At 63.5% G+C, this 15,015-nt stretch carries 14 protein-coding genes; 2 read left to right on the top strand and 12 right to left on the bottom strand.

Annotated elements, in window-relative coordinates; all coding sequences use genetic code 11:
* Positions 1 to 183: 183 nt before the first annotated feature.
* From BWP39_RS30030 to BWP39_RS32445, 4 genes are all read right to left on the bottom strand, one after another.
* On the bottom strand, positions 184 to 1,092 hold the full coding sequence (locus BWP39_RS30030; protein WP_096725814.1) for a DMT family transporter: 909 nt from the start codon (positions 1,090 to 1,092) through the stop codon (positions 184 to 186).
* A 149-nt stretch (positions 1,093 to 1,241) separates the two neighbouring features.
* Positions 1,242 to 2,039, bottom strand: coding sequence for an AraC family transcriptional regulator (locus tag BWP39_RS30025; RefSeq protein WP_170043938.1), 798 nt, complete (start codon positions 2,037 to 2,039; stop codon positions 1,242 to 1,244).
* A gap of 71 nt (positions 2,040 to 2,110) precedes the next feature.
* Entirely contained in the window at positions 2,111 to 3,037 is a 927-nt protein-coding gene (gene epsC, locus BWP39_RS30020; RefSeq protein WP_096725812.1) for a serine O-acetyltransferase EpsC, read from the bottom strand.
* A gap of 132 nt (positions 3,038 to 3,169) precedes the next feature.
* A complete protein-coding gene (locus BWP39_RS32445) occupies positions 3,170 to 3,403 on the bottom strand; it encodes a hypothetical protein (protein WP_091015106.1) in 234 nt (77 codons plus the stop codon).
* 342 nt (positions 3,404 to 3,745) lie between these two features.
* Between BWP39_RS32445 and BWP39_RS30010 the strand changes: the two genes are divergently transcribed.
* Together BWP39_RS30010 and BWP39_RS30000 are read left to right on the top strand one after the other, a co-directional pair.
* Complete coding sequence (locus tag BWP39_RS30010; protein ID WP_096725811.1) at positions 3,746 to 4,189, top strand: DUF3005 domain-containing protein; 444 nt, start codon at positions 3,746 to 3,748, stop codon at positions 4,187 to 4,189.
* 234 nt (positions 4,190 to 4,423) lie between these two features.
* Complete coding sequence (locus BWP39_RS30000) at positions 4,424 to 5,029, top strand: short chain dehydrogenase (RefSeq protein WP_096725809.1); 606 nt, start codon at positions 4,424 to 4,426, stop codon at positions 5,027 to 5,029.
* Between the two features lie 59 nt (positions 5,030 to 5,088).
* On the opposite strand, the gene araD is transcribed toward BWP39_RS30000, so the two are convergent.
* The 8 genes from araD to BWP39_RS29960 all read right to left on the bottom strand — a co-directional run bounded on the left by araD (position 5,089) and on the right by BWP39_RS29960 (position 14,892).
* A complete protein-coding gene (araD, locus tag BWP39_RS29995) occupies positions 5,089 to 6,819 on the bottom strand; it encodes an L-arabinonate dehydratase (RefSeq protein ID WP_096725808.1) in 1,731 nt (576 codons plus the stop codon).
* 64 nt (positions 6,820 to 6,883) lie between these two features.
* Positions 6,884 to 7,795, bottom strand: coding sequence for an ABC transporter permease (locus BWP39_RS29990; RefSeq protein WP_096725807.1), 912 nt, complete (start codon positions 7,793 to 7,795; stop codon positions 6,884 to 6,886).
* Positions 7,795 to 8,673 carry an ABC transporter permease gene (locus BWP39_RS29985; RefSeq protein WP_096725806.1) on the bottom strand — a complete coding sequence of 293 codons (879 nt, stop codon included), beginning with the start codon at positions 8,671 to 8,673 and terminating at the stop codon, positions 7,795 to 7,797. The genes BWP39_RS29990 and BWP39_RS29985 overlap by 1 nt, the downstream gene beginning before the upstream one ends.
* Positions 8,670 to 9,752, bottom strand: coding sequence for an ABC transporter ATP-binding protein (locus BWP39_RS29980; RefSeq protein ID WP_096725805.1), 1,083 nt, complete (start codon positions 9,750 to 9,752; stop codon positions 8,670 to 8,672). The genes BWP39_RS29985 and BWP39_RS29980 overlap by 4 nt, the downstream gene beginning before the upstream one ends.
* A 78-nt stretch (positions 9,753 to 9,830) precedes the next feature.
* Positions 9,831 to 11,015, bottom strand: coding sequence for an extracellular solute-binding protein (locus BWP39_RS29975; RefSeq protein ID WP_096725804.1), 1,185 nt, complete (start codon positions 11,013 to 11,015; stop codon positions 9,831 to 9,833).
* 264 nt (positions 11,016 to 11,279) lie between these two features.
* Positions 11,280 to 12,218 carry an SMP-30/gluconolactonase/LRE family protein gene (locus tag BWP39_RS29970; protein WP_096725803.1) on the bottom strand — a complete coding sequence of 313 codons (939 nt, stop codon included), beginning with the start codon at positions 12,216 to 12,218 and terminating at the stop codon, positions 11,280 to 11,282.
* Positions 12,219 to 12,287: 69 nt separating this feature from the next.
* Positions 12,288 to 13,868 (bottom strand): aldehyde dehydrogenase (NADP(+)), encoded by a 1,581-nt coding sequence (locus BWP39_RS29965; RefSeq protein ID WP_096725802.1) that lies wholly within the window; start codon positions 13,866 to 13,868, stop codon positions 12,288 to 12,290.
* An 82-nt stretch (positions 13,869 to 13,950) separates the two neighbouring features.
* Positions 13,951 to 14,892, bottom strand: a complete 942-nt coding sequence (locus BWP39_RS29960; RefSeq protein ID WP_096725801.1) for a dihydrodipicolinate synthase family protein — start codon at positions 14,890 to 14,892, stop codon at positions 13,951 to 13,953.
* Positions 14,893 to 15,015: the final 123 nt, after the last annotated feature.

The raw sequence follows: 15,015 nt of genomic DNA, 5'->3' as shown, positions 1-15,015 counted from the left end.
CAACCTGCTGCACCCGGTACGCGTAGTCTGCGGCCGAAGGTTCGTAGCCATACCGCGAAAACGTGAGCCCGGCATCGAGTCGCCGCAATGTTCAACCTGCTGCACCCGGTGCGCATAGTCTGCGGCCGAAGGTTCCTAGCCATACCGCGAAAACTTGAGCCCCACATCGAGCCGCTGCGATGTTCAACCTGTTGCACCCGCTGCGCGCACTCTGCGGCCGAAGGTTGCTAGCCACACCGCCGCCAGTACGCATGCGACGCCCGCCAGTTGCGAGCCGGTCACCGGTTCGTGCAGCACGAGTGCCGCCAGCGCCACCGCCGATACCGGTACGAGAGCCGTCATCAGTCCCGCCTCCGCACCGCTTATGCGCTCAGCGCCCGCATACCACAGCACGAAACCCGCGACGGTCGGTACCAGTGCGTAGTACACGACTCCGAGCAGCGCGCTTGCGTTGAACGGTAGCGTCCACGGTCTTTCGAAACAAGCCGGCACAATCGCGACCGCCAGGCCGATGCCCGACATCAGTGCGGATAGCGGCAAGGCATCAACGGGTCGGCTCAACTTGCGGTTCAGCAGGATGAAGAGTGCTTCGCAGATAACCGCGGCAAACACGAGCGCGTTGCCCGTCAGCGCGCCCGTGCCGCGCGAATCCGCCAGTCGATCGAAATGGACCGTGCACGCAAGCACGCCAGTCGTCGCGAGTGCGATCGCGCCAATCAAGGCAGGCGCGGGCCGTTCGCCAAGCGCAAGCATCGCCACCGCCGCCGAGACCGCGGGCAAGGTGCCGGCGATCACGCCCGCATCGGCGGCCGACGCGAGTTTCATGCCGCTGATCAGGAACACCGTGTAGCCAACGCTACCCGCACCCGCCTGCGCGATGGCAAGCCACGCGTCGCGGCGCGATAAGCGCGGCCAGCGCACGCGTCGCACGCGCATCACGACGATGAAGACCGGAAACGCAATCGCGAACCGCAACGCGGTCGCCGAAAACGGCGGCAAGCCCGCCGCGATCGCCTTGCTGACGACCACCGTGCTGCCGACGCCAATCATCGCCAGTCCGCAGAACAGATACCCCGTGTAACGCGAATTCATGCTCCCGCTTCCTTTCGTTGTGGAACGAGGAGGCAGGGTAATGTCTTCGCGGACAGTGGGTCTTGAACGAAATTGCAGTGCGTGTGCACGCAGCAGATGGTGTGCCGTGTGCCGCAAGCGGTAAGCGGCAAGCGGCAAGCAAGAAGGATCTAGCGAACCGCCACCGAATACACAGCCGGCGTCACACCAAAGAGCCGCACGAACGCGCGCGTCATGTGGCTCTGATCAGCAAAGCCAGCCGTGGCGGCGACGCTTGCGAGACCCATACGACTCGCGATCAATCGTCGCGCCAGCATCACACGCCGCTGCATCTGGTACGCATGCGGCGGCAAGCCGGTTTCGCGCGCAAACGCACGCAGCAACTGGAAGCGGCTCATGCCAGAATCGGCGGCCAGTTCGGCGAGGGTAAGCGTGGCGGACGGTTCGTCGTCGATGCGCGCCTTCGCCCGCGCAACCGGCGTAGTCGCTTCGCGCGCGCTACGAAGCGCAACGGTGGTGTGATGCCGGCCGACGTGCGCGAACAGCGCAAGCAGCGCCTCCTCGCAGGCGAGCGAATCGGCCGCTGGCCCGCTTTCCACCGATACCGCGAACAGACGCTCGAACAACCGCTTCAGCAATAAATCACGAGCCACCGGCACCGTGAGTTCGAGCGAACGCGCAGGCGCATCGGCCAGTTCGCCCACGGCATCGAATAACAACGACGGTTCGAAGTACAACATGCGCCACGCGCGGCCGCGTTCATCGAGCGGGCTACCGTCGTGGATCTCGCCGGGATTCACGGTGATCACGTCGTTCGCGCGCGCTTCGACCGGGCCGCGACCGCTCGCCGATCGCTGGCCACCTTGTGCAATCACGCCGATGCCAAAGCGGTCGTGCGTGTGGCGGGCAAATGCCAGGGCAGTCCGCGCCGCCGTCGCTTCGACACCGGCCAGCGCACAGCGCGGCATCTGAACGCGTGCGGTGACACCGGGTTGTCTGGCGCCCGCCTCCACCGCATCGCGAACGCCGCGCGCAACCATCAGTGTTTCCCTTCGTCCGTACGCTCGCCTTCGCGGACTTTGCCCTGCGATACGCTGCTGCCCGGCGGCACGCTATGCGTGAGCCACACATTGCCGCCGATCACCGAACCACGCCCGATCGTCACGCGACCGAGGATCGTCGCGCCCGCGTAGATCACGACGTCATCCTCGACGACCGGATGCCGCGCATTGCCTTTCACAAGCGTACCGTCGAGGTCGGCGGCGAAACTCTTCGCGCCGAGCGTGACGGCCTGATACACGCGCACGCGCTGGCCAATCACAGCCGTTTCGCCGATCACGACACCCGTGCCGTGATCGATGAAGAAACTCGAATCGATCTGCGCACCCGGGTGAATGTCGATGCCGGTTGCCGAATGCGCGATCTCGTTGATGAAGCGCGCGAGCAACGGCACACCGAGCCGGTGCAACGCATGCGCAAGACGATGGTGCGTCATCGCCCACACACCCGGATAGCAGAGCAGAATTTCAGTGATGTGTTGCGCAGCCGGATCGCCGGCGAATGCGGCCTGGATATCGCTCACCAGTAGCGCCCGGATACCGGGCAACTGCCTGCCGAATTCGCGTGCCACATCGAATGCGCGCACGCTGAGCGCTTCGTCGCTGGTTTGTGCATGTTCGGGTAGAAAACGCAGCGCGCGGCGAATCTGTTCGGCGAGCAGGCGCAACGTGCTTTCGAGTGTATGGCCGACGTAATAGTCGACGCTCTCGTCGGTCAGATCGGCGGCACCGTAGTGGGTCGGAAACAGCGCCGCGCGCAAACCGCCCACAATGCTGATTACCGCATCGCGCGACGGCAGTTCGCGAATGCCGAGCGGATGGCGGGTGCGGTGCAGTTGCTCGCGCGACGCGCGCAGATCCGCGACGATCTGCTCGAGGCCCCAGTTGTGGGAAGACACATTTGACATGGTGGACGCGGCGCCGTGCGGCGGGGCACGGTTCAGAGTGAAGTGTCCTGAGAGATTACCGCGTTTTGCGGCGCCCCGGGCAACGTGCCGTTACCAGGCACGGGCTTCACCAGGCGGGCTGTATGCGCCCGCTCAGATCGTCACGCTACTCGCGTCGATCCATCGCACCGCCCAGTCGCGGGCATGCGCGATCGCGGTGGCTTCGTCGGGAAATCGAAGGTCGGTTGGAAAGAAACGATTGGCAACGAGCTCGCCGTCGCTGGAACGGGAGATCACTACATAGGGTTGCCATGAGCCGTCGCCCACGTGTGCCGGCTCACAATTCAGCAAGTAGCCGCGATGTGTAAATGCAGCATCAAAGTGCATGAGTCACCCGCCCTGACTGCCTCGTATGATGGTTCGAAAGGCGCGCTGCCGCTGTGCATCCTCCACGCCGCAATAGCCCGAATTTCGCTGTTGCAGAATGCTGTTGCGGTGGGTGCTTCTGATGACCTGCAGAGTGTTCGGTGCGCGCCGGCTCGTCGGAGTACGATGATACTCTGTCGTAAAGTATCGTCCATTAAAAAAGTAAAAATTGACATTTGGTTCATAGAGCGAACGCACTTTTTTACGGCGTTTTGCGTTGCTTCCCCGGAACGGGTTTTGCTCACTCATCAATGAAGGCCGCGACAGCCGTCGAGGTCCGCATATTTCAGAGTGAGGAACGCAATGAACACAACCGATACCGACGATACGAACAAACATACCGTATCACGCGGGCTCAGTACAGAGCTACACAATGATCGTACGCACGACAGCACGGTCGACACCGACGGCAAGAATCGCGAAGCGGCGCGGCTCGACGGACACGGCGCGATCGGTCCCGACGAAGTGACACAAAGCAACGCGACACTCGACAACAGTGTCCCCGAAGCGCGTGATGGGATGGCGGGTTTCGACAGCCGTACGGGTGGCAACCATCTGCTGCTCGCGGTCACGCCAGGTTACACGGTGATCGATCGGGGCATGGTCGAGCCAGAGCCACCGCAAGCGTTCGATGAGGGCTTCGACAACCCGGATCTGCCGCCCGGCTACGAAACTCGCGGGCACAAACATTACGCGTTGAATCATCGGCGGCCGGCTCGCTTGATCGAGTTTCAGCGCGTTAAATAATCGCGCGATGCAACGCACTGTTTGATTCAATCCGCGAGCGGGCTTGCGCACGCGGATGCGCAGTACGTGCATCGTTTCAATGCGGTACTGAGCGAGACCCTGAGCGAGAATGCGTCGACCCGAATTCGATTCGAAACCTGGGGTTTCAGGACCCCGGCTTCGCGACGGCTTTTTCCCACTGCGGCGGTCCGCGACAATCAGGAATGATTCACCATCCACTCGCGGGAGCAGAACATGAAGAAGATCGTCGTTATCGGTGCAACGGGTACGCTGGGTCAGGCTGTGGCTGCAGCGTTGAAGGTTCGTCACGAAGTGATCGAGGTGGGCGCGACACGCGGTGCGCATCGCGTCGACGGCACCGATCCGGCGAGCATCGAGCAGTTGTTCCGCGAAATCGGCAAGGTTGACGGCATCGTCACGGCGACCGGTAAAGTGCACTTCGGGCCGCTGCCCGAGATGACCGTCGAGCAATTCTGGACCGGTCTGCGCGACAAGCTGATGGGCCAGATCAATTTCGTGCTCGGTGCGCAGCGCTATGTGAACGACGGCGGTTCATTCACGCTGACGAGCGGCATCCTCGCCGACGAACCGATTCGCGAAGGCGCCAGTGCGACAACCGTGAATCTCGCGCTGGAAGGCTTCGTGCGCGGCTCGGCGATCGAACTGCCGCGCGGCCTGCGCATCAACGTGGTGAGCCCGACTGTGCTGGTCGAATCGATGGACGCGTATGCACCTTACTTCCGCGGCTTCGAACCGGTTACCGCACAACGCGCGGCACAAGGTTACCTGCGCAGCGTCGAGGGCGCGGAGACGGGTCGGGTTTACCGCGTCGGTTACTGAACGAGCAACTGACTGTCGGCAGATCGTCAACTGATCGTTCGAGCAGCGGCAGCGCCGTGTCAGTGGATCTCCGGATCACCCTGACGCGCGCCGCCGCGTTGCAAAAAGTCGAAGTCGCAACCCTTGTCCGCCTGCATCACGTGCACCTGATGCATCGCACCGTAACCGCGCTCGAAACGCGGTGCCGGCGCGACCCACGCAGCCTTGCGTCGGGCCAGCTCATCGTCGGATACCAGCACGTTCAGTGTGCGGCGCGGCACGTCGAGTTCAATCAGGTCGCCGTCCTGCACCAGCGCGAACGGACCGCCAATAAACGACTCCGGCGCGACGTGCAGCACGCACGCGCCGTAGCTCGTCCCGCTCATCCGCGCATCCGAGATGCGCAGCATGTCGCGCACACCTTTTTGCAGCAGCTTGCGTGGAATCGGCAGTTGGCCCCACTCGGGCATGCCCGGTGCGCCGATCGGCCCCGCGTGTTGCAGGACGATCACGCAGGTCTCGTCGATATCGAGCGCATCGTCGTCGATACGCGCCGCCATGTCGTTGTAATCGCGGAATACGACCGCGCGGCCGGTATGCACGAGCAGCTTCGGATCAGCGGCGCCCGGCTTGATCACCGCGCCGTCGGGCGCGATATTGCCGCGCAGCACAGCAAGGCCGTTGTCGGGTAACAGCGGCGCGCTGCGTCGGCGGATCACATCGTCGTTGAATACCTGCGCACCCGCGATGTTCTCGCCGAGCGTGCGCCCGTTCACCGTCTTCTGCGAACCGTCGATCAGATCGCCGAGTTCGACGAGCATCGCCTGCAAACCACCCGCATAGAAAAAATCTTCCATCAGGTAGGCACCAGTCGGCCGGATGTTGGCGAGCACCGGCACGCGGCGTGCAATCTCGTCGTAACGATCGAGCGTCAGTTCGACACCCGCGCGGCGCGCGAGCGCGATCATGTGGACGATCGCATTCGTCGATCCCGACAACGCGAGACAGGTCGTGACGGCATTGTCGATTGCGCCGGCCGTCACGATGTCGGACGGTTTCAGATCTTCCCAGACCATCTCGACGATGCGCATGCCGGTCTTCGCGGCCATCTGCGCATGACGCGAATCGGGCGCCGGTATCGATGCGAAACCGGGCAGCGTGAAGCCGAGCGCTTCGGCCGCGCTCGTCATCGTCGACGCGGTGCCCATCGTCATACAGTGCCCTGGCGAGCGCGCAATGCCGCCTTCCACACCCTGCCAGTCTTCCTCGGTGATCTTGCCCGCGCGCAGATCGGCCCAGTATTTCCACGTGTCCGAACCCGAGCCGAGCGTCGCGCCGTTCCAGTTGCCGCGCAGCATCGGGCCGGCGGGCAGGAAGATAGTGGGCAGGTCCATCGAGATCGCGCCCATCAGCAACGCGGGCGTGGTCTTGTCGCAACCGCCCATTAGCACGACACCGTCCGCCGGATACGAGCGCAACGTTTCTTCGGCTTCCATCGCGAGAAAATTGCGGTAGAGCATCGTAGTCGGCTTCTGGAACGGCTCGGACAGCGTCTGCACCGGCAGTTCGATCGGGAAGCCGCCCGCCTGCCAGATGCCGCGCTTCACCTCCTCTGCACGCTGCCGGAAATGCGTATGACACGGGTTCATCTCGCTCCACGTATTGAGGATCGCGATAACCGGTTTGCCCGCGTACTCTTCGCGGCTATAGCCCATCTGCGCGGTGCGCGAGCGATGGCCGAACGAGCGCAGATCGTTGACGCCGTACCAGCGATGACTGCGCAGTTCTTCAGGGGTCTTTTTCTTTGTCACGTATCGCTCCCAGCTTGATCGGATCGTGGACGAGCGTGGTTCGTCCGACAGGAGGTGGCTCGGCTCAGCGGCGCTGTTCCTTCACGCGCGAGACGATCTGCGTCGGGCTCACGAACTGCAGCGCAATCAGCACCCACACGAGCGTGATCGCCATATAGATCATCGCCATCGCATCGATCGATTGCGGCGCTCGCACGCCGGTCGAAAACACCGCGTAGTACAGCGCGACGACGAGCGTCTGCGTCGCCGGGCCGGCCGTGAAAAACGTCAACTCGAACATGCCGATGGTACGCACGAGCACCAGCAGCCCTGCGGCCAGCATACCCGGCACGAGCAGCGGCAGCAGCACGTAGCGAAAATAGCGCCATGTATTCGCACCGAAGATACGCGCCGCGGACTCGAGCGCCGGATCGATCTGTTCGATGAACGGTGTCATCACGAGAATCACGAACGGCAGCGCGGGCACGAGGTTCGCGAGGATCACGCCGCCCAGTGTGCCAGCCAGACCGATGCGGTACATCGCGGTCGCCATCGGAATACCGTAGGTGACGGGCGGCACCATCAGCGGCAGCAGGAACACGAGCATCGCGAAGCGCTTGCCGCGAAACTGCACGCGTGCAAGCGCGTAGGCCGCCGGCACACCGAGTGCAACCGATAGCAGCACGACCGCGCCGACGACTTCGACGGTGACCCAGAGTACGCTCGCGAGCTGGAAGTCACCCCATGCCTGCGCGTACCAGTGCAACGTGAAACCTTGCGGCAGCAACGTGCCGAACCAGCGTGTCGCGAGCGAGTTGACGGCGACCGTGGCGATCAGCAGCACGACGTTCAGCAGGAAGAACAGCATCGTCCCCCATACGAGCGTGGTCCACGCTCGGCTGGCAAGACTTGTGCGGTGGCTGCCGTTGCGTGCAGATGGCGCATCTGCTGCGGTGGGCCTCGGCTGTAACGATGCAGCGGGACGATCGGTCGTCATCAGCCCTTCCCTCCGCTAACCGGTCCGCGATAGAAGAAGCGCCGGGCGCCGAGCATGCCCGCGACGACGATCAACTGCACGAAGCCCATCACGATTGCAATCGCCGACGCGAGCGAGTAGTCGTAGCTCTCGAACGCCGCTTCCGCTGCCGCGATCGACATCACGCGAGTCGGGCCGGCCGGTGCACCGAGCAGCACCGCCGACGGAAACACCGAGAACGCCTGCACGAACGACAGACACGCAGCCATCGTCAGCCCCGGCATCAGCAACGGCAGATAAATCTGCCGGAACTGCTGCCACGGGCTCGCGCCAAGCGTCGCGGCCGCATTCGCCAGCGTCGGGTCGATGCCGGTCACGTACGAGAGCGTCAGCAGGAACGCAAATGGGAAACCCGACACCACGAGCGAGATCAACACGCCCCAGTAGTTGTGCGTAAGCCGCACTTCGTCCGTGTACAGATGCAGTGCGCGCAGCACCTGCGGAAACCAGCCGTTCGGACCGAAGTACGTGAGCATGCCGTCGGCGATCAACACGGTGCCGAGCGTGACGGGGATCACGAGCAGTGTCGTAACGAGCTTCTGATACGGCGAGTGGCGCCGCAGCGCGAATGCGACCGGCACCGATACACCGACGTTGATCAGCGTCGCGGGCACGGCGAGCTTGAGCGTGACGAGGACCGTCGGCCACATCGACGTGTCGGTGAAGAACGTGCGGTAGTTCGCCCACACGCCGCCGCCGTTCATCGGTTGAAACGACAGCACGAGACCGTAGACGAACGGATAGACGAACAGCGCGAGGATGAAGGTCAGCGCCGGCGCAACCAGCCAGGCTTTCGGATCGCGCGGTGCAGCGGGAGGCGCAAGGGTTGCGGCGTTCATCGTGCTTCGCTGCCGTCGTAGACGAGCGTACGCGCAGGCGGCACCCTTAAGCGCAGACGCTCACCGGCAACAAATTCACCGGCGATGCGCGCCCACAGATCGCCGAACATCGTATGCACACGCAGCAGCGAATCGTGACCGCCGTATTCGACGGTGGTGACGTCCGCATCGAAACTATTGTCGGTTCCTGGCGCAGCCAGTTCGATATCTTCGGGTCGCAGCGCAACGCACACGCGTTGACTGTCGAACCCTTCCATCGCGACACCCAGCAAACGCACACCATTCGCGTTCACCGCGATGCCGTCGCCCTGCTGCCCCTCGAGCGCAAACTCGAGCACGTTGCGATAGCCCATGAAACGCGCAACATGCAGATTCTTCGGCCGCCCATAGACTTCCTTCGGCGTCCCGACCTGCTGGACGACGCCCTCTTTCATCACGACGATACGATCGGCCATCGAAAGCGCCTCATCCTGATCGTGCGTCACATAAAGCGTCGCGCGTTCGAGCTGGCTATGAATACGGCGAATCTCCGCGCGCATTTCGATGCGCAGCTTCGTATCGAGATTCGACAGCGGTTCGTCCATCAACACGAGCGGCGGTTCGATCACGATCGCGCGTGCAATCGCGACGCGTTGTTGCTGGCCGCCCGACAGTTGACCAGGCAGCTTGCGTTCGTGGCCGACCAGTTGCACGAGTTGCAGCGCTTCGCGTGCGCGGCGGGCGGTCTCGCTCTTCGACACGCCGCGCATCTTCAGGCCGAAGCCGACGTTGTCGAGCACCGACATGTGCGGAAACAGCGCGTAGTTCTGGAACACCATGCCGAAGCCGCGCTTCTCGGGCGGCAGTATGTCGATGCGCGTTTCGTCGAGCCAGATACCGCCGGACGTGAGCGGTTGCAGACCCGCGATGCAGTTGAGCGCCGTCGATTTGCCGCATCCCGAGGGCCCCAGCAACGCGATGAACTCGCCGCGCCGGATGTCGAGATCGAGTCCCTGAAGCGCGGCGACCGGATGGCCGTCGGCGCTCGTGAAACTGCGGCTCACTGCTGCGAGCCGCAATTGCTCAAACTGATGCTTCATGACGATGTCCTGATGCGGACGGCGGTATCGCGGGCCGCGCCGTCCGGTTCGCTCGTGCAAAGCAGCCAGCGCAGCCGGCTACTTCGTTTTCTGCGCACCTACTTCGCGGTCCCATTTCTGGAACGCCGCCACCATCGCGGATGCACTGAGCGGCAGTACGTGCGGGCGCTCGGCCAGCAGCTTCGCGTATTCGGGGCGACCGTACTGTTTCAGTACGTCCTGGCTGTGCGCCGGTGCCTGATCGACGGTCACGCCCTTGATCGCGGGACCCGGATAGAAGTAACCGTCGTCGTACGTGAGCGCCTGCTGCGCCGGTTCCAGCATGAAGTTCATCAGCTTGTAGAGCACGTCGAGTTTCTCTTTCGGCACGCCCTTCGGGATCACCATGTAGTGCGCGTCGTTGACCCACGTCATGTTGTCGAACGCCTGCACACGGAATTCGGCCGGCACGATACCGAGTGCGCGCGGATTGATGTCCCAGCCGGTGACCGTGACGGTCATGTCGCGAGTGCCCTCGCCGAGTTCCTTCATGACCGCCGATGTGCCGCCCGGATAGTACGGAACGCAGTCGTTGAGTTGTTTGAGAAACGCCCACGTCTTGTCCCAGCCGTTGACCGGATCCTGCGGATCCTTGTCACCGAGTACATACGGCAGCCCCATCAGGAACGTGCGGCCCGGACCCGAATTGGCGGGCCGCGCGTAGATCAGCTTGTCCGGGTGCGCCTTGCACCATTGCAGCAGTTGCGCGGGTGTTCGCGGCGGATCGCTGACCTTCGCGGGGTTGTATTCGAGCAGCGGACCAGCGGGCATATAGGCGACCTCGAGACCGTAGCCCTGCGCGAGCTCCTGCATCTTGCGCGGCCCGGGCGCATAGCGGTCGAGCGTGCCGGGAAACGCCGCCGCCTGATCGGGCAGCAGCTTGATCCACAGGTTCTGCTGGATGCCGGCCGCGAGCGCGTCGGTACCAGTCAGCACGAGATCGATGTCGGAGCGTCCTGCGCCCTGCATCGCCTTGATCTTGCCGGGCAACTGCGGAGCCGGTGCATTCGTGTAGGTGATGTTCGACACGAGGGTCGGGTATTTCGCCTTGAAGGCTTCGAAACCTTTTTGTGTCAGTTGCAGGTCGCCGGCTACGTCGACGATGTTGAGCGCAACTGGACCGGCTGCGTGCGCGAGCGGTGCGAATGTTGTCAGTGCCACTGCAGCCGCAAGCGCCGCACACGCCGCGACGTGCCTTGCCGACACGCTACCCGAAAAAATCATCGCATCTCCTCGCTTCTTGTAGGGAACCCCACCACCTGTCGAGCAGCGGCGCTCCATGTCTCGCTCCTCGTGGAACATAGCGAAGGCGGCCCTTAGATGTCAAGCAAATTTCAGAAACACATCATGGAGTCAAGCCAGTGGATTTACGCTTCAATCCCTTTATTTATAAGGGTTTTACAGATTGCATCGAGATACGCATTACCACATCGCCAAGTCACCTCTCCAACTTGTTTAGCAACTTTCCTCGCATGGCACCATCGTTCGTCAACCACCCTTCACGCCCTGCGTATTCACGTACAGCGAATACAGCCCGTGCGACGCCGCCATAAACAAACGGTTGCGATGCCGTCCGCCGAAGCACAGATTCGCGCAGCGCTCGGGCAGCGCGATATGTCCGATCGCCTCGCCTTGCGCGGTGAACACGCGCACGCCGTCGAGTTCGTCGGTGCCCATGCCCCAACCGCACCACAGGTTGCCGTGGATATCGACACGAAAGCCATCGGGCGTGCCCTGACCCGCGTCGATCAGCACACGGTCGCCAGTGAGCGTGCGGCCGTCGCCGGCGACATCGAACGCGCGGATCTTGCGTGGCGTGCCGCGCGATTCGACGATGTACAGCACCGACTCGTCCGGTGAAAACGCGAGACCGTTCGGACCCAGCACCGTATCGGCAACGACGCTCACTTCGCCGGTCTGTCCATCGACGCGATACACGCAGGCCGGCAACTCGGATTCCTGCTTCTCGCCCTCGTAATAGCCTTCGATGCCAAAGGTCGGATCGCTGAACCAGATCGACCCGTCGGACTTCACGACGACATCGTTCGGCGAGTTGAGGCGCTTGCCCAGATAACGGTCGGCGAGCACCGTGATCGAGCCATCGTATTCGGTGCGTGTCACACACCGCGTCAGATGTTCGCAGGTGACGAGCCGTCCCTCGCGATCGCGCGTGTTGCCGTTCGCGTTATTCGACGGCCGGCGAAACGGCGTCACCGCACCGCTCTCCTCGTCCCATCGCAGCATGCGGTTGTTCGGAATGTCGCTCCACAGCAGATAGCGCCCGTCGCCAAACCATACCGGGCCTTCGGACCAGCGCGTGCCCTGGTACAGGCACTCGACCGAAGCGAGCGGAAGGCGCAGCGCGTTGAAGCGCGGATCGAGGATACGGACGGAGAGGTCGGGATAGCGTCGGCTGGCGTCGGTCATGGCGCAGGAGAGGGAAAGAGAAAGAACCGGGCGCATGAACGCCCGGCATGTCGGACTTTCAGGTGCGGCTTATTCCCGCCCGAGCTTGCCGTCGCGCAGACGCCAGAGCTTCAGCGGATTCTCGTCGCGCAACGCTTCCGGCAGCAGCTCAGCCGGCAGATCCTGATAGCAGACCGGGCGCAGGAAACGCTCGATCGCCGTCGCACCCACCGATGTCGCGCGCGGATCGGACGTGGCCGGGAACGGACCGCCGTGCACCATCGCGTAGGACACTTCGACGCCGGTCGGGAAACCGTTCGCGAGAATCCGCCCCGCCTTGCGCTCGAGTACCGGCAGCAGTTGCCGCGCGAGCGGATAGTCTTCGGCTTCGAGCTGCAACGTCGCGGTCAACTGGCCTTCCACATGACGCGCCACCTGCAGCATGTCGTCGATCGTCGGGCAGATCACAATCAACGACGTCGGCCCGAAGATCTCGTCTTCGAGTTCCGGCGTCGCGAGAAAGTGCATCGCGTTGGTCGTGAAGAGCGCCGGCAGCGCTGCACACGACGCATCGCTTGCCATGCCCTGTGCGACGGTCGTCACACCACGTTCCTCGCCGCGCTGCAGAACACCATCCTTATAGGCAGCCGCGATACCGGCGGTGAGCATGGTCTGCGCGCCCTTCTTCGCGAGCGCCTGCGCCGCCGCGTCGATGAAGCGCTGCGTCTCTTCGCCATCGAGCGTAATGACAAGGCCCGGATTCGTGCAGAACTGGCCGACACCGAGCGTCACCGACTCGACAAAACCGGCCGCGATTTCATCGCCGCGCCGCTTCAGCGCGCCCGGCAACAGGAAAAACGGATTGACGCTGCTCATTTCGGCGAACACCGGAATCGGCTCGCGACGCTTCGCCGCGATATCGACGAGCGCAAGGCCGCCACGGCGTGACCCTGTAAAACCAACCGACTTGATCGCCGGATGCGCGACGAGCGCTTCGCCGATCTCGTTCCCGGCGCCGACCAGCAGCGAGAACACGCCTTCCGGCAGATCGCAATCGACGACCGCCTTCTGGATCGCGCGGCCGACCAGTTCGGACGTACCGAGGTGCGCCGGATGCGCCTTCGCGACAACCGGGCAACCGGCCGCGAGCGCCGATGCGGTATCGCCGCCCGCGACCGAAAACGCCAGCGGGAAATTGCTCGCGCCAAACACGGCGACCGGCCCGACCGGAATTTTCTGCAGACGCAGGTCCGGCCGCGGCAGCGGCTTGCGTTCAGGCAACGCGGAATCGAGCGTGGCGGTGAGCCAGCGGCCCTCGCGCACCAGCGCAGCAAACAGCTTCAACTGACCGACCGTGCGACCGCGCTCGCCTTCGAGGCGCGCCTTCGGCAGCGCAGATTCGGCGTGCGCGCGTTCGATCAATACATCGCCGAGCGACACGATGTTGTCGGCAATTGCTTCGAGAAAGCGGGCGCGGGTTTCCAGCGGTGCTGCGCGGTATGAATCGAATGCGCGCGCGGCCAGTTCGCAGGCCCGCTCGACTTCCGTCGTGCCGCCCGCGCCGAAGGTCGGCTCGATTTCCGCGTTGCGGGCCGGGTCGAACGCGCGCAGCGTGCCCCTGGTGCCGCGCACCGTCGAGCCGCCGATCAGCATGTCTCCGGTAATCTGCATGTTGCCACTCCTGTGAGGCGCCGCGCCGCCTCGACCTACCGCCGGGGTGCGCCACGCAAAGTCAGACGGGGTAAGGACGCCGTCAACGGATTGTGGACCGTTCGACGAGATGACGCTCGAACGCGAGCAGTGCCTGCGTCTCAGCGTCGATCTTCGCATGATGCTCGACCGGCGTCGAACTCAGTAACGGCAACAGCGGCCCCATATCGGCGATCTTCGAAAACGTGACGGCATCGTGCAGCACGCGGATCAGCGAGATCCGGTCGCGCAGCGTTTCGAGCGGCATGAATGCATCGTAGAGCGATTGCGCCTCATCGACGCGCGCGGCCTTCACTGCATTGAGTAACGCCGTCACCGTATGCGGCGCGATGCAGCCGGAACCGGTCGTCCAGGACGCGAGCCCGAAGTCGCGCAGATGCACGAGCGCCGGACGCTCGCCCATCCCCGAAATGATCTGGGCCGGACTGATGTGTTGCAGCAGGCGGCGCAGATAGGGATCGTGCTCCGGCCGTTCACGCACGATCGCGTACTTGACAGCAATCAACGTACCGCGCTCGACCAGTCGGGCAAGCGTGTCGACATCCACGTATTCCTCGCTCTTTATATAGAGCGTGAGCGGCATCCCGGCCGTCTCGGCGATGCGCGATAGGCCGTCTTCGATCCCCTGCGACGTCGTGAAGCCGGTGAGCGGCAGCACCATCGCGGTGCGGTATGAGGTTTGCGCGAGGATGCGGGCCTCGTCGAGCATCTTGCCGTAGTCCGGACCGATCGCCGGGATCACGCGCGTCCCGGGACCTGCGCACTCGGCAAGCAGGTCGAGCAGCGCGCGATACTCGCTCACCGCCACGTGATACAGATTGGCGTTGCCGCCATACAGCAGCGTGCGCACGCCGCCCGCTTCGATGTGGCGAATCAGTTTCCGGTTCTGTTCGGCGTCGAGGGAAAAATCGGTGCGGCGGGCAAGCGGCGGAACCGCCATCACCGTGGCCGCAAATTCGCTTTCGTGGAGCGGGGAAACGTTCATGGTGCCTCGGCGCATGTTCGGTCAGACAACCGACAAGTTAGCACCGGGCCCACAATGTTGTCAAACAACTTGAGTAAATTTGAGCCATTTTGGTATGACAACCGAGAAGGCTCATTCTTACTG

This window comes from Paraburkholderia acidicola, assembly GCF_002362315.1.
GTDB lineage: Bacteria > Pseudomonadota > Gammaproteobacteria > Burkholderiales > Burkholderiaceae > Paraburkholderia > Paraburkholderia acidicola.
This window is presented reverse-complemented; position numbering and strand designations above follow the sequence as displayed.